The following is an 18918-nucleotide window of genomic DNA, read 5'->3' on the forward strand; positions in this document are numbered from 1 at the left end:
GCACTTCAGCGTTCCGACACTACGACGTCGACGGAGTACTGGTCGGCGCGGTAGCAGTGGTTGCCGTATTCGACCGGGGAGCCGTCGGCGGCGTAGGCGGAGCGGGTCATCGTGACCAGCGGTTCGGCCTTGGACATGTGCAGGGTACGGCGTTCCTCGGCGGTCGCGTTGCGGGCGCCGATGCGCTGGCGGGCGACCGTCGGGCGGATCCCGCGGGCGCGCAGGACGGAGTACAGGCCGTTCGTGGTGAGTTGCTCGAGGGTCAGGTCGTTGAGGGCCGGAGGCAGCCAGTTGCGCATGATCGCGAGCGGTACGTCGTCGGCGTACCGGAGCCGGACGATCGAGACCAGCGGGGTGCCGGCCGGCAGTTCGAGCACCGTGGCGGCACGGTCGTCGTGGGCCTCGCAGTCCAGCGACAGGACCTCCGTACGTGGCGCCCGGCCCTCGCGGGCGAGGTCCTCGTAGAGGCTGGTCAGCTCGGCCTTGCGGTGCACCATCTGGTTCGCGACGGTGGTGCCGATGCCGCGCCGGCGGACCAGCAGGCCCTGGTTGACCAGCTCGGAGATCGCCCGCCGGACCGTCGGCCGGGACAGGCCGAGCCGGTCCGACATGGCGATCTCGTTCTCGAACGGGTCGCCCGGGCGCAGTGAGCCGTCGGTGATGGCAGACGTCAATTGCTCGGCCAGTTGGTGATAGAGCGGCACCGGGCTGGTCCGATCGATACTGACCGGAAGGGCAACCATGGCCGGGATGTTACATGGTGCAGGTATGTATGTCTCGACGTGAAAATGTGTTAACAAAATATTGACACCCCTGCCGCCCGCCCGGAAAGCTGACGACGCTACGCAACGAGCAGAAGGGTGACCGGAATGCGGATCGGGTTGGTCGGGGCCGGGCGGATCGGGGCGTTCCACGCCGCCACGCTCAAGGGTTTGCCGGCGGTGGAACAGGTGGTCGTCGCCGACGCGGACCCGGGCCGCGCGGAACTGGTCGCGAAGGATCTCGGCCTGGAGTTCGCGGCCGACGTCGACACGCTGCTGGCGGGCCGGCCGGACGGGTTCGTGATCGCCGCTGCCACGTCGGCGCACGCCGCGCTGATCGAGGCCGCACTCGCGGCCGGCATCCCGACGTTCTGCGAGAAGCCGGTGGCGATCGACCTGGCCGAGACCAAGCGCGTCGTCGAGCTGGTGGAGAACTCCGGCGTACCGGTGCACATCGGCTTCCAGCGCCGCTTCGACCGCGGGTACCAGACGGCCGCGGCGCAGGTCCGGTCCGGCGAGCTCGGGTTCATCCATCACATCCGGGCGAACACCAACGACGCGTTCCCGCCGCCGGCCGAGTACATCCCGACCAGCGGCGGGTTCTTCCGGGACTGCACGGTGCACGATTTCGACATCATCCGGTTCGTCACCGGCCGCGAGGTGGTCAGCGTGTTCGCCACCGGCGCGAACCGCGGCGAGGCATTCTTCGGCGAGTACGGCGACGTGGACGCGGCAGCCGCCCTGCTGACGCTCGACGACGGCACCTTCGTCTCGGTCAGCGGCACCCGGTACAACGCGGCCGGGCACGACGTGCGGATGGAGGTACTCGGCAGTCTCGGATCGGTCGCGGTCGGGCTCGACGAGCACACCGCGTTGCGGTCCGCCGAGGAGGGCGTGACCTTCCCGGGCGGTCCGCCGCATGCGACGTTCATGGACCGGTTCCGCCCGGCGTACGTCGCCGAGCTGGCCGCGTTCACCGAAGTTGTGGCAGGCAACCGTGAGGTGCCGTGCACCGTCCGCGACGCCTACCAGGCGTTCCGGACGGCAGATGCGTGCGAACTCTCGCGCCGCGAGGGCCGAGTTGTCACGCTGGAAGAGATCGCCTGATGTCCGAACCCAGACCATCCGAACCCAGAACAGAGGAGAACTGCCGATGACCGAGCTGGTGGACCGTATCGCCGGCGCCCCGATCTCCTGGGGCGTGTGCGAGGTTCCGGGGTGGGGCTGGCAGTTCGACCCCGAAACGGTGCTGGCCGAGATGCGGGACGCCGGCCTGGCCGCGACCGAGTTCGGTCCGGACGGTTTCCTCCCCGAGGACCCCGCCGAGAAGGCGAAGACCCTCGCGGACGTGGGCCTGCGGGCGGTCGGCGGGTTCGTCCCGGTCGTCCTGCACGACCCGGCGTACGACCCGGCGCCCGAGGTCACGACGGCGCTCGACGGCTTCGTCGCGGCCGGCGCCACCACGCTGGTCCTCGCCGCGGCCACCGGCCAGGACGGGTACGACGACCGTCCCGTGCTCGACGAGACGGGCTGGAGCACGCTGCTCGCGAACCTGGACAAGCTCGCCGAGCTCGCCGCCGCGCGAGGCGTGCTGGCGACGATCCACCCGCACGTCGGCACGATGGTGGAGAACGCCGAGGACGTCGAGCACATCCTGAACGGCTCGTCGATCGGCCTCACCGTCGACACCGGGCACCTGCTGATCGGCGGCGTCGACCCGGTCGCGCTCGTGGTCAAGCACACCGGCCGGGTCCGGCACACGCACCTGAAGGACGTGGACGCCGCGTGGGCCGCGCGCGTCCAAGCGGGTGAGGTCAGCTACACGGACGCCGTACGGCAAGGGATGTACCGGCCGCTGGGCGCCGGTGACATCGACATCACGCTGATCGTCGCGACCCTCGAAGAAGCCGGGTACGACGGTTGGTACGTGCTCGAGCAGGACACGATCCTGCCGCAGCGGCCGACCGGCGAAGGGCCGGTGGTCGATGTCCGGGCGAGTATCGCGCACCTGCGGGAGATTGCGGGCCGGGTCTGATGGTGGACGACGTACTGACGATCGGGCGGATCGGGGTCGACCTGTACCCGCTGCAGGCCGGGACGCACCTGGAGGACGTGGAGTCGTTCGGGAAGTTCCTCGGCGGTAGCGCGACGAACGTCGCGGTCGCGGCGGCGCGGCACGGGCGGAAGTCGGCGGTGATCAGCCGGACCGGGAACGACCCGTTCGGGACGTTCATCCACCGGACGCTCGGTGAGCTCGGTGTCGACGACCGGTTCGTGACGCCGGTGGACGGGCTGCCGACGCCGATCACGTTCTGCGAGATCTTCCCGCCGGACAACTTCCCGCTGTACTTCTACCGGTTCCCGAAGGCGCCGGATCTGGTGATCAATCCCGGGGAGCTCGACCTGGAGGCGATCCGGGACGCGCGGATCTACTGGTCGACGGTCACCGGGTTGTCCGCGGAACCGTCGCGGTCGGCGCACTTCGCGGCCTGGGAAGCCCGGGGACGGCGGGGTCGGTCAGGGGCGGCGATCACGGTCCTGGACCTGGACTACCGGCCGATGTTCTGGGCCGATCCGAGCGAGGCGCACGAGCAGGTCAGCCGGGCGCTGGAGTACTGCACGGTTGCTGTCGGCAACCGTGAGGAGTGTGAGGTGGCGGTCGGCGAGACCGACCCGGACAAGGCGGCGCAGGCGCTGCTGGACCGCGGGCTGGAGCTCGCCGTCGTCAAACAGGGTCCGCGCGGCACGCTGGCGCGGACCCGGGACGAGCGGGTCGAGGTCCCGCCGTACCCGGTCGAGGTCGTCAACGGGCTGGGTGCCGGCGACGGTTTCGGCGGGGCGTTGTGCCACGGGTTGCTGTCCGGGTGGCCGCTGGAGAAGGCCATCCGGTTCGCGAACGTCGCCGGCGCGATCGTCGCCTCCCGCCTGGAGTGTTCCACCGCCATGCCCACGACCACCGAAGTCCTCTCCCACATGGGTGACCAAGCATGAACAGACCTGACCAGGAGCCGTACCGCGAAGACGCGCGCCCGATCCCGATCCAGCGGCCCGCAACCACCCCCGACGACGAAGCCACCGTCTTCACCCCGGGCCCGAACGACCCGACCGTCGTCACCCGCCGCCCGGACGCGAACGACCCCACCGTCGCCACGCGCCGCCCGGACGCGAACGACCCGACCGTCGCCACGCGCCGCCCGGACGCGAGCGAACCGACGGTCGCGGCACGCTCGAACGCCGACGACCTGACAGTCGTCGCACAGCGGACCCCGGCCGAGGGCCACCGGATCCCGAAGACCCCGAGCGGCCCATCCCACATCCGCCCCTCGGCACCACCTGACGACGAGGACGTAACAGTCGAGGCCGCCGTACCCCAGCCAGCACCCGACGGCCAAACCACAGTCATCGCAAACCTCCAACTCCCACCCGACCAACCACCCGCCGCCCCGGCCGGTCCGCCGACCGAGCGACGCCCCGAGCACCCACCCACGCCGCAGCCGGAGGGCCGGTGGCCCGAGCCCCCAGCCGCCCCGTCGACGGCTCAGCCGGAGGGGCAGCGGGCTGAGCAGAAGGTCGCTCCGGCCGTGGCTCAGTCGGACGGGCAGCACGGCGAGCAGCCGGCAGTCCCGGCGGAGGCTCATTCGGAGCGGGAGCGGGTGGAGCAGTCGGCTGCTCCGGCGGCGGATTGGTTGGAGGGGCAGGGGGGCGAGCAATCATCCACCTCTCTTCCTGGGCATTGGGCGGATCAGCCAACACAGGTGGGCGAGCAGGTTGCCGAGCAGGTGGTGGACGCGCCGGTCGGGCAAGCGGATGAGCAGGCTGTTGATCCGCCGACTGGCCAACCCGTTGAGCAGCCCGTTGAGCAGCCTGGTGGGCTGGCGGCGGGGCAGCTTCGGTGGGAGGTGGCTGAGGAACCGGGTGGTGGGCGGTTGGGAGGTTCGGCGTGGCAGGAGTATGGGGAGCGGCTGGCTGAGCTGACTGAGATTCGGGTCCGGCATCCTGAGCGGTTGGCGGAGGCCTGGCAGCGGCGGCGTACCCGTTCGCTGGTCGGTGACGACGGGCGGTTGTTGATCGTCGCGGCCGACCACCCGGCCCGTGGTGCGCTCGGCGTCCGCGGCGACCGGATGGCGATGGCCAGCCGACCGGCGCTGATCGGCCGCCTGATGACAGCCCTCGAACGACCCGGCGTCGACGGCGTGCTCGCGACCCCGGACATCCTGGAAGACCTCCTGCTGCTCGGCGCGCTCGAGGGCAAGGTCGTCATCGGCTCGATGAACCGCGGCGGTCTCCAAGGCGCGACCTTCGAGGTCGACGACCGCTTCACCGCGTACCGCACCGCCGACGAGATCGCCGCCCGCCGCCTCGACGGCGGCAAGATGCTGACCCGCATCGACCTCGGCGACCCCGGCACGGTCGCGACCCTGGAATCCAGCGCCGCCGCCGTCACCGGTCTCGCCGAGCACAAGCTGATGGCGATGGTCGAACCGTTCTGGTCGACCCGCGCCGAGGACGGCCGGGTGACGAACCTGCTCGACCCGGACTCGGTGATCAAGTCGATCCACATCGCCTCCGCCCTCGGTGCGACCAGCGCGTACACCTGGCTGAAGCTCCCGGTCGTCGACGAACTGGAGCGTGTGATGGAGGCGACGACCCTCCCGACCCTCCTGCTCGGCGGTGACCCGACAGTCGCCCCGGAAGCGACGTACGCGTCCTGGGGCAAGGCGCTCAGCCTCCCGTCGGTGCGTGGGCTGGTGGTCGGCCGCGCGTTGCTCTTCCCGCCCGACGGTGACGTGGCCGCCGCTGTCGACCATGCCGCGACACTCGTCCACGGAGGTGCCGCATGACCGAGTGGTTCCGGCCCGCGGGGACTACCGCGCACGACGGATTCGAGCTGATGGTGCGCCCCGGCGAGGCCGACTGGCATCACACCGGCCTGGCGATCCGCACGCTGCTCCCCGGGCAGTCGGTCGAGATCGACACCGGCGACTGCGAGTACCTCGTCCTCCCGCTCAGCGGCTCGGCCGAGGTGATCGTCGACGGGCAGAGCGTCCCGCTCGGCGGCCGTGCGGACGTCTTCGCCGGCGCCACCGACCTCGCCTACGTCCCGCGCGGTACGACGTTCGCGGTGATCAGTCACGGCGGTGCCCGGATCGCGTTCCCGAACGCCAAGGTCGCCAGCGACTTCCCGTTCCGGCGGATCGCGGTCGACGAGGTGGAGACCGAGCTGCGGGGCGCCGGTGTCGCGTCCCGCCAGGTCCGCAACTTCGGTACGCCGGGAGTTCTCGACGCGGACTCGATCATCGCCTGCGAGGTGATCACGCCGGCCGGCAACTGGTCGTCGTACCCGCCGCACAAGCATGACGAGCACAAGCCGGGGAAGGAGAGCGAGCTCGAGGAGATCTACTACTTCGAGCTGCAGCTGTCCGACGACGCCCCGGAAAGTGTCAAGGGCAACGACCCGATCGGCTACCAGCGTGTGTACGGCACCGACAACCGCCCGATCGACGTCCTGGCGGAGGTTCGCAGCGGCGACCTGGTGCTCGTCCCGCACGGCTGGCACGGGCCGGCGATGGCGCCGCCCGGCTACGACATGTACTACCTGAACGTGATGGCCGGCCCCGGGACCGAGCGGCAGTGGCTGATCACGGACGACCCACAGCACGCGTGGGTCCGGCAGTTGTGGGACAGCGAGCACATCGATCCCCGTCTGCCACTCGGACATGCTGAACCTTTCGGAGGAGATGAGTCATGACGGTGCGTCTCACGGTCGCGCAGGCCCTGGTGCGATTCCTGAGCGTCCAGTACTCGGAGCGGGACGGGGACCGGCAACGGTTGATCGCCGGCTGCCTGGGCATCTTCGGGCACGGCAACGTGGCCGGCGTCGGCCAGGCGTTGCTGCAGTCCGAACTCGAGGACCCGAAGGCGCTGCCGTACATCCTGTCCCGCAACGAGCAGGCCATGGTGCACACCGCGGCGGCTTTCGCCCGCACTCGTGACCGGCTCCAGACCTACGCCTGCACGGCAAGCGTCGGCCCGGGCTCGACCAACATGGTGACCGGGGCAGCCCTCGCAACCGTCAACCGGCTGCCGGTGTTGATCCTCCCTTCTGATGTGTTCGCGACGCGCGTCGCGACACCGGTGTTGCAGGAGCTGGAGAGCTTCGGCGCCGGTGACATCTCGGTCAACGACGCGTTCCGCCCGGTGTCGAAGTACTTCGACCGCATCTGGCGGCCGGAGCAGTTGCCTTCGGCCCTGATGAACGCGATGCGCGTTCTGACCGACCCGGTCGAGACCGGTGCGGTGACCCTGGCGCTGCCGCAGGACGTCCAGGCCGAGTCCTACGACTGGCCGGACGAGCTGTTCGCCGAGCGCACCTGGCACGTCTCCCGACCGTTGCCCGAGGCATCGGTCGTCGAACGGGCAGCCGAGCTCCTACGGTCCGCGGAGCGCCCGTTGATCGTCGCCGGTGGCGGTGTGCACTACTCCGGCGCGGAGGATGCGCTCCGCGAGTTCGCCGAACGCACGGGCATTCCGGTGGCGGAAACCCAAGCAGGTAAGGGATCGTTGCGCTTCGATCACCCACGATCGGTCGGTGCCGTCGGCTCGACCGGGACCACAGCGGCCAACGAGCTGGCTCGCGCGGCCGACGTCGTGATCGGGATCGGCACCCGCTACAGCGACTTCACGACCGCCTCGCGGACTGCCTTCCAGGACCCGCGGGTGCGGTTCCTCAACCTCAACGTGGCGCGTTTCGACGGTGGTAAACATGCCGGCCTCCCGATCGTCGCCGACGCACGGGAAGCCCTTGTTTCGTTGGGATCCGCACTCGGCAGTTGGTCTGTCGGGGACCAGTACACGTCGCGAGCACAGGAACTCGCAAGGAACTGGAACGGAACTGTGGACGCAACTTTCAACCCGCCCGCGGAGGTGACGGACAAGCTCGCCGAAGGCCTGCTGACCCAGGGCGAGGTGATCGGTGCCGTCAACGAATTGTCGGAGCCTTCTGATGTGGTTGTCTGCGCGGCCGGCTCGATGCCGGGTGAGCTCCACAAACTGTGGCGCACGCGCGACCCGAAGGGATACCACGTCGAGTATGGCTACTCCTGCATGGGATACGAGATCGCCGGCGGTCTCGGGGTCCGCCTCGCCGCGCCGGACCGCGACGTGTTCGTCCTCGTCGGCGACGGGTCGTACCTGATGATGTCGAGTGAGCTGGCCACGGCCGTTCAGGAGAACATCAAGATCATCGTGGTGCTGGTGCAGAACCACGGCTTCGCGTCGATCGGCGCACTCTCGGAGTCCCTCGGCTCCCAACGGTTCGGTACGGCGTACCGCAGGCGGACCGGCGACGGACGGCTGGACGGGGAGCAGTTGCCGATCGACCTGGCCGCCAACATGCGCAGCTTCGGGCTCGAGGTCATCGACGTGCACAGCCGGCCCGAGCTGGAGAAGGCGATCCGGACGGCGAAGGCGGCCGACGGCCCGATCGCGATCCACGTCAGCACCGACCCGCTGATCGGTGGGCCGGACAGCGAGTCCTGGTGGGACGTCCCGGTCAGTGAGGTGTCCGAGCTGCAGTCCACACGCGCCGCCTCGGCGGCGTACGAGGAGAGCAAGAAGACCCAGCGTCCGTACCTGGCTCCCGCCGAGGGGGACAGCTGATGGGCCAGGTCAGCATCGGTACGGCGCCCGACTCGTGGGGAGTCTGGTTCGCCGACGACCCGCTGCAGACGCCGTGGTCGCGGTTCCTCGACGAGGCGGCCGCGGCCGGGTACACCCGGATCGAGCTCGGCCCGTACGGCTACCTGCCGACCGATCCGGTCCGGCTCAAGGACGAGCTGGACCAGCGTGGTCTGACGATGACGGCCGGTACGACCTTCGAGCAACTGCACCGGACCGACGGCTGGGAGCAGACCTGGCGCGACGTCGCCCGGACCGCCGAGCTGACGGCGGCGATGGGCGCCGAGCATCTTGTCGTGATGCCGTCCATGTGGCGCGGTGACAACGGCGAGATCCTCGAGGAGCGCCTGGACCACGACGCCCAGGCGAGGCATGGTGCGGCAGTGACCGAGCTGGGCCGGCGGCTGCTGTCGGAGTTCGGCCTGCGGACGCAGTACCACCCGCACGCCGACGGTCATGTGGACACGCAGGACACGGTCGAGCGCTTCCTCGAGGAGACCGACAGCGCCGCGGTGAACCTGTGTCTCGACACCGGCCACATCAGCTATTGCGGCGGCGACAACCTGGAGCTGATCCGGAAGTACCCCGAGCGCATCGGCTACGTCCATCTCAAGCAGGTCGATCCGGCGATCGTGTCCCAGGTGGAGGCCGAGGGGCTGAGCATCGACGAGGCGGTGCGCCGGGGTGTCATGTGCGAGCCGCCGCACGGCGTACCAGAGCTTCCACCGGTGCTGGCGGCGCTCGCGGCGCTGGATGTGGACGTGTTCGCGATCGTCGAGCAGGACATGTATCCGTGCGCGCCCGACGTCCCGCTGCCGATCGCACAGCGGACGTTGGCGTATCTGCGATCCCATGGGGGTGGCGAATCGAGATGACGGCCACGGGAGTGTGACACTCTCTGGTCCCATGCAATGCCGCGGAGTGACCGCGGTTCACCCGAAAGGTGGCAAGTCATGATTCGGTGGCAGAAGAAGGCGATCGCCGGGGTCGCGGCGGTCGCACTCGCCGCGGCGCTGGCCGCATGCAGCTCCTCCGGCGGCAAGCAGAAGGAGCAGAGTTCCGGCGACAGCGCGGGCAACGTCGCCGACACTCCGCGGATGAAGGTCGCGATGATCACGCACTCGGGTCCGGGGGACACCTTCTGGGACATCGTCCGCCGCGGCGCCGAGGCGGCCGCGAAGAAGGACAACATCGAGCTGCAGTACTCCGCCGACCCGGACGGAGCCGCACAGGCCAACCTCGTGCAGACCGCGATCGACTCCAAGGTCGACGGGATCGCGGTGACACTCAACAAGCCCGACGCGGTGATCCCGAACGTCAAGAAGGCGGTGGCGGCCGGCATCCCGGTCTCCGTTCTGAACGGTGGCCTCGACCAGTGGAAGACGACCGGAGCGATCGGGTACTTCGGTCAGGACGAGCGGATCGCCGGTCAGGCGACCGGTGAGAAGCTCAAGCAGCTCGGGGCGAAGAAGGTCCTCTGTGTCATCCACGAGCAGGGCAACGTCAGCCTCGAGGCGCGCTGCCAGGGCATCAAGGACAAGTTCGGCAACGTCGAGAACGTCAACGTCAACGGCACCGACCAGCCGGGAACCCAGGCCACGCTGACGTCGAAGCTCCAGCAGGACAAGACCGCGGACTACGTCGTCGCGCTGAACGCGGGCATCGCGCTCACCGCGGTGCAGGCGGTCAAGGACGCCGGTTCCGCGGCGAAGGTCGGCAGCTTCGACATGAGCAAGGAGATGGCGAAGGCGGTCCAGGACGGCACCGTGCAGTTCGCCGTCGACCAGCAGCCGTACCTTCAGGGCTACCTGGCGATCGACTCGATCTGGCTCTACAAGACCAACGGCAACACGATCGGCGGTGGCGAGGCGACCCTGACCGGACCGGCGTTCATCGACAAGTCGAACATCGCGACGGTGCTGAAGTTCGCCGAGAACGGGACCCGCTGAGGTAGCGCCATGGCATCGACCATCACTTCACCCGCCTCGGCCGACGATCGCGTCTCGGCCCGGTCGCTGGGGGCCCGGCTGCTGAGCCGGCCGGAGATCGGGTCGCTCGTCGGCGCCGCGGTCATCCTGGTGTTCTTCCTGATCACCGCACCACCGTTCCGCGACATCAACAACACCGGCACGATCCTGTACCAGGCCGCGCTGATCGGAGTGATGGCGGTGCCGGTGTCGCTGCTGATGATCGGCGGCGAGTTCGACCTGTCGGCCGGGGTCGCGGTGACGACCTCCGGCCTGACCGCGGGCCTCTTCTCCTACCAGTTCAGCCTGAACGTCTGGGTCGGCGTCGTGGTCGCCCTCGCGCTCTCGCTGGCGATCGGGCTGTTCAACGGCTGGTTGCTGATGCGCACCGGCCTGCCCAGCTTCCTGGTGACGCTGGGAACGTTCTTCATCCTGCAGGGCCTGAACATCGCGGTCACCCGGTTGGCCTCCGGCGCGGTCGCCTCGAACTCGATCAGTGACATGGACGGTTTCAACGCGGCCAAGGCGATCTTCGCCTCGGAGTTCAAGATCGGTGGCGTGACCGTCAAGATCATCGTGGTCTGGTGGATCGTCTTCGTCGCGATCGCGGCCTGGGTCCTGCAGAAGACGCAGATCGGCAACTGGATCTTCGCGGTCGGCGGCGACGCGGCGGCCGCGCGTGCGGTCGGCGTACCGGTCAAGAAGGTGAAGATCGGGTTGTTCATGACGGTCGGGTTCTTCGCGTGGTTCACCGGCATGCAGTTGCTGTTCGTGCAGAACGGCGTGGTGCAGTCCGGCGAGGGCGTCGGCAAGGAGTTCCTGTACATCATCGCGGCGGTCGTCGGCGGCTGCCTGCTCACCGGCGGCTACGGCTCGGTGGTGGGCGCCGCGGTGGGCGCGCTGATCTTCGGGATGGTCCAGCTGGGCGTCGTGTACGCCGGCTGGAACCCGGACTGGTTCAAGGCCTTCCTGGGGGCGATGTTGCTGCTCGCAACCATCGTCAACCTGGTCGTGAAGAAGCGGGCGGAGGCGCGATGACCATCTCGAAGTCGTTCGCGGACGAAGCGGCGGCCGGTCCCAACGCGCCGATCGTGCTGCTCGACGCCGTCGGCAAGAGCTACGGCAACATCCACGCGCTGCGCGGGGTGTCGCTGTCGGTCCGGCAGGGCGAGATCACCTGCGTGCTGGGCGACAACGGTGCCGGCAAGTCGACGTTGATCAAGATCATCGCCGGGCTGCACGACTACACCTCCGGCCGGATGTCGGTGAACGGCGAGGACCGGCACTTCTCCTCGCCGCGCGAGTCGCTGGACAGCGGGATCGCGACTGTCTACCAGGACCTCGCGCTGGCACCGCTGATGTCGGTGTGGCGCAACTTCTTCCTGGGCAACGAGATCACCAAGGGCCCGTTCCGGCAGCTCGACGCGGCGAAGATGAAGCGGATCGCGCAGGACGAGCTGACCAAGATGGGGATCTCGATCCCCGACCTCGAGCAGCCGGTCGGGAAGCTGTCGGGCGGTCAGCGGCAGTGCGTGGCGATCGCGCGGGCGATCCACTTCGGCGCCAAGGTGCTGATCCTCGACGAGCCGACGGCCGCACTCGGGGTGAACCAGTCCGGTGTGGTGCTGAAGTACGTCGTGAAGGCGCGCGACGCCGGCATCGGCGTCGTCTTCATCACCCACAACCCGCACCACGCGTACCTGGTCGGCAACCACTTCGTCGTACTGAAGCTCGGCCGTGTCGCCCTGGACACGCACCGGTCGGAGATCACGCTCGAGCAGCTGACCACCGAGATGGCCGGCGGGTCCGAGCTGGAGGCGCTGAGCCACGAGCTGCGGGACATCAATCCCGAGAAGGTCGTGAACACCGGAGACGAGCGGGAGGAACAGCCATGACCGATCTGCGGGTCGGGGTGGTCGGCGTCGGTGTCATGGGCGCCGACCATGCCGAGCGCGTCGTACGCAGGACGGCGGGCGCGCGGCTGGTCGCGGTCTGTGATGCCGACCGTGGACGGGCCGAGGCACTGGCCGCGAGGCTGGCCCCGGTGGAGTCGCCCGGCATCCGGGTGGTCGACGACCCGTTGGACCTGATCGCCGCCGACGACGTCGACGCGGTGATTCTGGCCTCACCGGGGTTCGCCCACGCCGAGCAGCTGTTCGCCTGCCTGGAGCAGGGGAAGCCGGTGCTGTGCGAGAAGCCGTTGACGATGGACGCGGCGTCCGCGCTGGAGGTCGTCGAGGCCGAGCACAAGGGCGGACGGCAGCTGATCCAGGTCGGGTTCATGCGCCGGTTCGATCCGGAGTACGCGGCTCTCAAGGAGCTGCTCGACTCCGGTGAGCTCGGGCGGCCGTTGCTGCTTCACAACGTGCACCGCAACAAGTCGGTCGCGCCGGCGTTCCGCAGCGAGATGATCGTTCGCGACTCCATGGTGCACGAGGTCGACGTCGCGCGGTGGCTCTTCGGCGCGGAGATCACCCGGATCACCGTGCACACCCCGAAACCGACGAGCCTGGTCGGCGACGGCGTCCTCGATCCGCAGCTGGCGGTGTTCGAGCTGGCGAACGGTGCGATGGCCGACGTCGAGGTTTTCGTGAACTTCCAGGTCGGGTACGAGGTCCGCTGTGAAGCGGTGGCCGAGCGCGGCAGCGCGACGATCGGTCTCGGCTCCGGCGTACTGACCAGGGCCGGTGGCCAGTGGGGCGGCGCGATGCCGGCCGACTTCAGGGTGCGTTTCGAACAGGCCTACGACATCGAGGTGCAGCGCTGGGTCGACGCCACCGTGCGCGGTGAGATCGACGGGCCGAGTGCGTGGGACGGCTACGCTGCCGCGGCCGTCTGTGAAGCCGGCCTCGAGTCCCTGCAGACCGGTCGCCCTGCCGAGGTGGTGATCGCCGACCGCGGCACCGTCCTCGGATGACAGTGCTGATGACAGCCCGGATGCAAGCAGTGTGTTCCGACCCGTGCAGTGAGGAAGCAACGTGACTGAGATCAAGCGCATCACCCACCTCGTCGGTGGCAGCCCGTGGACCGGCGTGGCCGAGCGGACCAGCAACGTCTACAACCCGGCGACGGGGGCGGTCACCGGCGAGCTCGACCTCGCCTCGGCGGCCACCGTCGACGAGGTGGTCAAGGTCGCCCACGAGGCGTCCCGGAGCTGGGCGCAGACGTCGCTGACCAAGCGTGCCCAGGTGCTGTTCGCGTACCGCGAGCTGGTGAACCGGGACAAGGAACGGATCGCGGCGATCATCACCGCCGAACACGGCAAGGTGCTGTCCGACGCGCTCGGCGAGGTGACCCGCGGGCTCGAGGTGATCGAGTTCGCCTGCGGCATCCCGCAGCTGCTCAAGGGCGGCTACAGCGAGGGCGTCTCGACCAAGGTCGACGTGTACTCGATCCGCCAGCCGCTCGGCGTCTGCGCGGTGATCTCGCCGTTCAACTTCCCGGCCATGGTGCCGATGTGGTTCGTCCCGATCGCCGTTGCCTGTGGCAACAGCGTGGTGATCAAGCCGTCCGAGAAGGACCCGTCGGCGGCGAACGCGATGGCCGAGCTGTGGAAGGAGGCCGGCCTGCCGGACGGCGTGGTGAACGTCGTGCACGGCGACAAGGAGGCGGTCGACCGGCTGCTCGAGCACCCCGACATCAAGTCGGTCTCGTTCGTCGGGTCGACACCGATCGCTCGCTATGTCTACGAGAACGGCACCAGGAACGGCAAGCGGGTGCAGGCCCTCGGCGGCGCGAAGAACCACATGATCGTGCTGCCGGACGCGGACCTGGACCTGGCCGCCGACGCCGCGGTGAACGCCGGCTTCGGCTCGGCCGGTGAGCGCTGTATGGCGATCTCCGCCCTGGTCGCGGTCGAGCCGATCGCGGACGAACTGATCGCCAAGATCAAGGAGCGGATGGGCAAACTGCGGACCGGCGACGGGACCCGCGGCTGCGACATGGGTCCGCTTGTCACCGGCCAGCACCGCGACAAGGTCGCCGGGTACGTCGCCGCGGGCGTCGAGGAAGGCGCGGACCTGGTCGTCGACGGACGGGAAGGCGACTTCGACGGCGGCGAGGACGGGTTCTGGCTCGGCCCGACGTTGTTCGACAAGGTGACGCCGGAGATGTCGATCTACACCGACGAGATCTTCGGCCCGGTGCTGTCCGTCCTCCGAACGGCGTCGTACGACGCGGCGCTCGACCTGGTGAACTCCAACCCGTACGGCAACGGTACGGCGATCTTCACCAACGACGGCGGCGCGGCGCGGCGGTTCCAGAACGAGGTCGAGGTCGGGATGGTCGGCATCAACGTGCCGATTCCGGTCCCGATGGCGTACTACTCGTTCGGCGGCTGGAAGAACTCGCTGTTCGGTGACACGCACGCCCATGGCACCGAAGGGGTGCACTTCTTCACCCGCGGCAAGGTCGTCACGTCCCGCTGGCTGGACCCGTCGCACGGCGGCATCAACCTCGGCTTCCCCACCCACGACTGACGCATCCTGGGAGGCGCGCCGCTTCCGTCCGGGCTGCCTCCTGAGGTAACTTCTGAGGGCGTCGTGAGGACGCGTCGAGACTCGCCGGAAGGCTGGAAGCCACCTCACGTTTCACTCTCTGCCTGCCCGTGCGAGTCCGGGCCGGAGAGGACGCGTCATGAAGCTGCTGCCGGATCGGCCGACGATCGAGTTCCTGCGCAAGGAAGCCAAGGACCTGCTGGCCGTACTGCGGGAGACCAGGCCGGAGGCCTCGCTGGCGGAGGCGCAGCGGGCGTTGGCCGGTGAGTACGGATTGCGGGACTGGCCGGCGTTGAAGGCCGAGGTCGAGCGCCGGGCCGCCGTCCCGCCGGCCGCACCCGACGGACTCGCGGAGGCGCTGGCCGCGGCGTTCGGTCTCGGTGCCGCGGTCGCCCCGCCGAAGGCCGTGAAGTTCACCGCGATGGGCCGGTGCTGGGACCTGAAGACCGACCGCGGCCGCTGGCTGGCGGTCACGGTGTTCGACTGGATCACCAACGACCAGGCAGAACTCGGCGCCAGCCTCCGCGACGCAGCGGTCGCCGCCGGCGTGCGGGCACCGGTCGGTGTGCGGAGCCCAGGCGGACGGTTCATCGAGTCGGTCCAGGGCGCGAACTGGCGCGTCCACGAGTGGCTCGAGGTGGGACCTGAGCCGGCGCTTCCGGTGTCCATCGCGGTGGCCCGGCGCGCAGGAGCGACGTACGGGATGCTGCACGCGTTGGAGCTCCCGAGCGACGAACCGATGCACTGGTATCTCACGCAGCGGCATACCGAGGCCGACTGGTACCGGTTGCGTGATCGTGCGCGCGCCGCCGGCAAGCCGTGGGCTGAACGGCTGGACGCGCTCCTGCCGACCTTCCTCGACCTGCACACGATCGAGCCCGACGTGCCCGGCCGGTTGAGCCTGTGCAACCGCAACCTGATCTCGACCCACGTCCGGCAGAGCCGCGACGGCGAGCTGGTCGTGATGGAGTGGGACTTCGCCGGCGCGCTGACGCCCGAGCTCGAACTGGGCTCCGGCCTGACACAGTGGGTACTGCGTCCGTCGATCAACCCGAAGGCGATGGCGGCATTCCGCGAGGGGTACGCCGAGCAGCGCGAGTGGCCCAAGCTGGACCTCTCCTCGTTCGGCGTCGGAGTGACGGGCTGGCTGAACTGGACGTACAACTCGATCTGCGAAGCCGTCGACCCCGAGGATCCCGACCACGCTGACTTCGCCGAGCGCGAAGCCGTCGGCGTACTCGACCGGCCGCTGACCCGGCAGGCCCTGGAGGACCTACTCGCGATCTGACAGTACGGCGGCCAACGCCGCGGCTGCCGGCTCGGACAGGAGACCGTGCAGGAGCTCGATCCGATGCACCAGCCGCGGCGCAGTCAGCGGAACGCCGGTGACGCCCGGAGCACCGATCGACTGCGGCAACACCGCGAGGCCGTGCCCTGCCGCGACCAGCGCGAGCAAAGTGTGGACATCCGTACCGCTGCAAGTGAGCGCTGGACGGAGACCTCCCGCCCTGGTCGCGGCTCGCAGCGAAGCGAGCGGTACGGCGGCATCGGGCGCGTCGATCCATCGCGCGTCCGTGAGGTCGTCGAGGGACAGACCGCGGCGGTGCGCGAGCGGATGATCGTTGGGGAGGGCCACTACCAGGTCGTCGTGCGCGATCGGGCTCGTCCGCAGCCGGACGGCGTCCGAGAGCCGCAGCGGATCGCTCGGCGCCGCGATCCCGTCGACCAGCCCGAGCGCGAACTCGCCGGTCGCCACCGCCTCGACCACCTGCTCACGACCACACACTGTCAACGAGACCTCGGTGCCCGGGTGCGATCGACGTACCGCGACCAGTGCGGTCGCCAGGCGGTCCGCCGCCAGCGGTGCGGCGGCCAGGGCGAGCACGCTCGGTGGCCCGGCGACGGTACGACGGACATCGGCGCGGGCCGCCTCGAGGCGGAGCAGGATCGGGCCGGCGTGTTCGAGCAGGCGCTCGCCCGACGCTGTCGGCGCCACGGGGCGCCGGTGGAGGAGCGGCGTACCGAGGTCGCTCTCCAGGGCGGCGATGTGCTGCGAGACGGCGGACTGGGTGTAGCCGAGCTGCTCGGCCGCCGCGGAGAACGATCCGCAGTCGGCGACGGTGACGAACGTCCTCAACAGGTGCGGTTCCACGGGCATCAGTATCTCTGATCCAGGATGCAGAGATCATCGTTGGCGCTGATGCGGACCTCCGGCCGAGGATTGACCCATGAACGCCTACTCCGGACGCCTCGCCCTGGTCGGTGACCGCTCGCCGCACGTTCGCTCGCACGCGCGGATCCCCGGTCTGCTGGCCCGGCTCGAAGAACGTGACCAGCTCGAACTCGACGTCTACTGGGTCCCGACCGCGGACGTCGACGACGCACTCGACGGCTTCGACGGGATCTGGTTGCTGCCCGGCAGCCCGTACCGCAGCGAGGCCGGCGCGATCACGGCAATCCGGATCGCCCGCGAGCGCGGCATCCCGTTCCTCGGCACGTGTGCGGGGTTCCAGCACGCGATGCTCGAGTTCGCCCGTGACGTCTGCGGCGCGGGCGACGTACAGCACGGCGAGACGACGCCGGATGCGGACGACCTGCTGATCGTGCCGCTGCAGTGCTCACTCGACGGGCACGAAGGCGCGATCCAGGTGACGCCCGGCACCCTTGCGGCCGCGCTGCTCGGCAGTGAACGCTCGATGGAGCGGTACCACTGCTCCTACGGCCTGGACAGCAGCCGGCTGGACCTGCTGCGCGATCATGGCATGGTGTTCAGCGGGTACGACGACGCGGGCGACCCCCGCATCGCGGAGCTCCCCGAGCACCCGTTCTTCCTGGCCACGCTGTTCCAGCCCGAGTTGGCCGGCGACGGCGCGCGTCCGCACCCGTTCGTGCAGGCGTTCGCGCACGCGGCCGCCGGTCGGCAGGGTCAGATCGTCGAGACCGGGCGCGGGGTCAGGCCGGCGGCGACGTAGCAGGCGTCGATGAGTTCCATCGTGGCCAGCGCGTCGTCGACGTCGGTCAGCACCGGCGAGCCGTTGCGGATCGCGCCGGCGAACGCCTCCAGCTGATACGTGTACGACGTCCGCGTGCCGAGGTGCTCGACCCAGGTGTCCTCCTTGGTCGTGACGGTCACCTGGTCGTCGTTCTGCGGCAGCACGTAGAACGGTGCGAACGCCTCGCCGCGGCTGCCCACCACCTTCAGGCTGAACTCGACGTTCTCGGCGGCCATACTGGTCCGCACCGCGCCGGTCGCGCCGCACGGGAACTCGAGGTCGGCGTTCAGCCACTCGTCCACGCCCGGCATCCGCTTGCGCTCGCCGGCCCGCGCACCGATCAGCTTCGGAGCGCCACCGGCGTACTGCCCGAACATCCGCTGCGCGTGCAGGGCGTAACAACCGACGTCCATCACGGCGCCCCCGGCGAGCGGCAGCGACCAGCGCGGGTCCTCGTCCGGCGGCGGTGGCATCACCATCGTCGCCTCGACGTGCTGGAGGTCGCCGAGCTCACCCTTCGCGACCAGCTCCTGCAGCCGGCGCATCACCGGGTGGTACGCGTAGTGGAACGCCTCCATGAAGACCAGGCCGGACGCGTGCACGGCGTCCCGCACCGCGGCGGCCTCGGTGGCGTTGCTGGCCGACGGCTTCTCGGTCAGCACATGCTTGCCGGCGGCAAGTGCCCGCAGGTTCCACGGTGCGTGCAGGCCGTTGGCCAGCGGGTTGTAGACGGCTTCGATCTCGGGATCGTCGATCAGGTCCTGGTACGACGCATGGACCCGTTCGACCCCGTGCTCGGCGGCGAAGGCCTCGGCCCGTCCGGTGTCCCGGGCGGCGACGGCGACCAGCCGGGCGCCGGTCAGCCTGGCCGGTTCCACGATCGCGCGTCCGGAGATCCGGGCGGCACCGAGGACACCGATCCGCAGCGGTTCCATGCCTTCTCCTTCGAGGGTCGGCCGTGCGGATCCTGGGTGGATCCGGTGCGGCGGTTCGTCCAAGGGGCGTGTTTCCGCCGGTAAGGGTA

General features: G+C 69.5%; 17 protein-coding genes. 14 read left to right on the plus strand and 3 right to left on the minus strand.

The window, feature by feature from the left end; all coding sequences use genetic code 11:
* Positions 1 to 5: 5 nt before the first annotated feature.
* Positions 6 to 743: a GntR family transcriptional regulator gene (locus ACFYRH_RS31635; RefSeq protein ID WP_387782984.1), complete on the minus strand. Its 738-nt coding sequence runs from the start codon at positions 741 to 743 to the stop codon at positions 6 to 8.
* Between the two features lie 126 nt (positions 744 to 869).
* Here ACFYRH_RS31635 and ACFYRH_RS31640 point away from each other — a divergent pair, with 126 nt between their 5' ends.
* The 13 genes from ACFYRH_RS31640 (at position 870) to ACFYRH_RS31700 (ending at position 16189) form a co-directional block, all read left to right on the plus strand.
* Positions 870 to 1868: a Gfo/Idh/MocA family oxidoreductase gene (locus ACFYRH_RS31640; protein ID WP_387782986.1), complete on the plus strand. Its 999-nt coding sequence runs from the start codon at positions 870 to 872 to the stop codon at positions 1866 to 1868.
* A gap of 46 nt (positions 1869 to 1914) precedes the next feature.
* Positions 1915 to 2796 carry a sugar phosphate isomerase/epimerase family protein gene (locus tag ACFYRH_RS31645; protein WP_387782988.1) on the plus strand — a complete coding sequence of 294 codons (882 nt, stop codon included), beginning with the start codon at positions 1915 to 1917 and terminating at the stop codon, positions 2794 to 2796.
* Positions 2796 to 3752, plus strand: a complete 957-nt coding sequence (iolC, locus tag ACFYRH_RS31650; protein WP_387782990.1) for a 5-dehydro-2-deoxygluconokinase — start codon at positions 2796 to 2798, stop codon at positions 3750 to 3752. Before ACFYRH_RS31645 ends, iolC begins: the two co-directional genes overlap by 1 nt.
* Positions 3753 to 4723: 971 nt before the next feature.
* Positions 4724 to 5602, plus strand: coding sequence for a deoxyribose-phosphate aldolase (locus ACFYRH_RS31655; RefSeq protein ID WP_387783954.1), 879 nt, complete (start codon positions 4724 to 4726; stop codon positions 5600 to 5602).
* A complete protein-coding gene (gene iolB, locus ACFYRH_RS31660) occupies positions 5599 to 6510 on the plus strand; it encodes a 5-deoxy-glucuronate isomerase (protein ID WP_387782992.1) in 912 nt (303 codons plus the stop codon). The genes ACFYRH_RS31655 and iolB overlap by 4 nt, the downstream gene beginning before the upstream one ends.
* Positions 6507 to 8420, plus strand: a complete 1914-nt coding sequence (gene iolD / locus ACFYRH_RS31665; protein WP_387782994.1) for a 3D-(3,5/4)-trihydroxycyclohexane-1,2-dione acylhydrolase (decyclizing) — start codon at positions 6507 to 6509, stop codon at positions 8418 to 8420. Before iolB ends, iolD begins: the two co-directional genes overlap by 4 nt.
* On the plus strand, positions 8420 to 9313 hold the full coding sequence (locus ACFYRH_RS31670; protein ID WP_387782996.1) for a TIM barrel protein: 894 nt from the start codon (positions 8420 to 8422) through the stop codon (positions 9311 to 9313). Before iolD ends, ACFYRH_RS31670 begins: the two co-directional genes overlap by 1 nt.
* 78 nt (positions 9314 to 9391) lie before the next feature.
* Complete coding sequence (locus tag ACFYRH_RS31675) at positions 9392 to 10387, plus strand: sugar ABC transporter substrate-binding protein (RefSeq protein WP_387782998.1); 996 nt, start codon at positions 9392 to 9394, stop codon at positions 10385 to 10387.
* A gap of 9 nt (positions 10388 to 10396) precedes the next feature.
* On the plus strand, positions 10397 to 11443 hold the full coding sequence (locus ACFYRH_RS31680) for an ABC transporter permease (RefSeq protein WP_387783000.1): 1047 nt from the start codon (positions 10397 to 10399) through the stop codon (positions 11441 to 11443).
* Positions 11440 to 12300 carry an ATP-binding cassette domain-containing protein gene (locus tag ACFYRH_RS31685; protein ID WP_387783002.1) on the plus strand — a complete coding sequence of 287 codons (861 nt, stop codon included), beginning with the start codon at positions 11440 to 11442 and terminating at the stop codon, positions 12298 to 12300. The genes ACFYRH_RS31680 and ACFYRH_RS31685 overlap by 4 nt, the downstream gene beginning before the upstream one ends.
* Positions 12297 to 13322, plus strand: a complete 1026-nt coding sequence (locus tag ACFYRH_RS31690) for a Gfo/Idh/MocA family protein (protein WP_387783004.1) — start codon at positions 12297 to 12299, stop codon at positions 13320 to 13322. The genes ACFYRH_RS31685 and ACFYRH_RS31690 overlap by 4 nt, the downstream gene beginning before the upstream one ends.
* A gap of 61 nt (positions 13323 to 13383) precedes the next feature.
* Positions 13384 to 14883 (plus strand): CoA-acylating methylmalonate-semialdehyde dehydrogenase, encoded by a 1500-nt coding sequence (locus ACFYRH_RS31695; protein WP_387783006.1) that lies wholly within the window; start codon positions 13384 to 13386, stop codon positions 14881 to 14883.
* A gap of 157 nt (positions 14884 to 15040) precedes the next feature.
* Positions 15041 to 16189 carry a hypothetical protein gene (locus ACFYRH_RS31700; protein ID WP_387783008.1) on the plus strand — a complete coding sequence of 383 codons (1149 nt, stop codon included), beginning with the start codon at positions 15041 to 15043 and terminating at the stop codon, positions 16187 to 16189.
* Here ACFYRH_RS31700 and ACFYRH_RS31705 read toward each other — a convergent pair.
* Complete coding sequence (locus ACFYRH_RS31705) at positions 16175 to 17053, minus strand: LysR family transcriptional regulator (RefSeq protein ID WP_387783010.1); 879 nt, start codon at positions 17051 to 17053, stop codon at positions 16175 to 16177. The two genes, ACFYRH_RS31700 and ACFYRH_RS31705, sit on opposite strands and share 15 nt — an antisense overlap.
* 76 nt (positions 17054 to 17129) lie before the next feature.
* On the opposite strand from ACFYRH_RS31705, the gene ACFYRH_RS31710 reads away from it, so the two are divergent.
* Positions 17130 to 17873, plus strand: a complete 744-nt coding sequence (locus tag ACFYRH_RS31710) for a hypothetical protein (RefSeq protein ID WP_387783012.1) — start codon at positions 17130 to 17132, stop codon at positions 17871 to 17873.
* Here the strand turns inward: ACFYRH_RS31710 and ACFYRH_RS31715 are convergent.
* Positions 17828 to 18829, minus strand: coding sequence for a Gfo/Idh/MocA family protein (locus tag ACFYRH_RS31715; protein WP_387783014.1), 1002 nt, complete (start codon positions 18827 to 18829; stop codon positions 17828 to 17830). The two genes, ACFYRH_RS31710 and ACFYRH_RS31715, sit on opposite strands and share 46 nt — an antisense overlap.
* Positions 18830 to 18918: the final 89 nt, after the last annotated feature.

Origin of the sequence: Kribbella sp. NPDC004875 (genome assembly GCF_042873375.1) — a bacterium.
In the GTDB taxonomy this organism is placed as follows: domain Bacteria; phylum Actinomycetota; class Actinomycetes; order Propionibacteriales; family Kribbellaceae; genus Kribbella.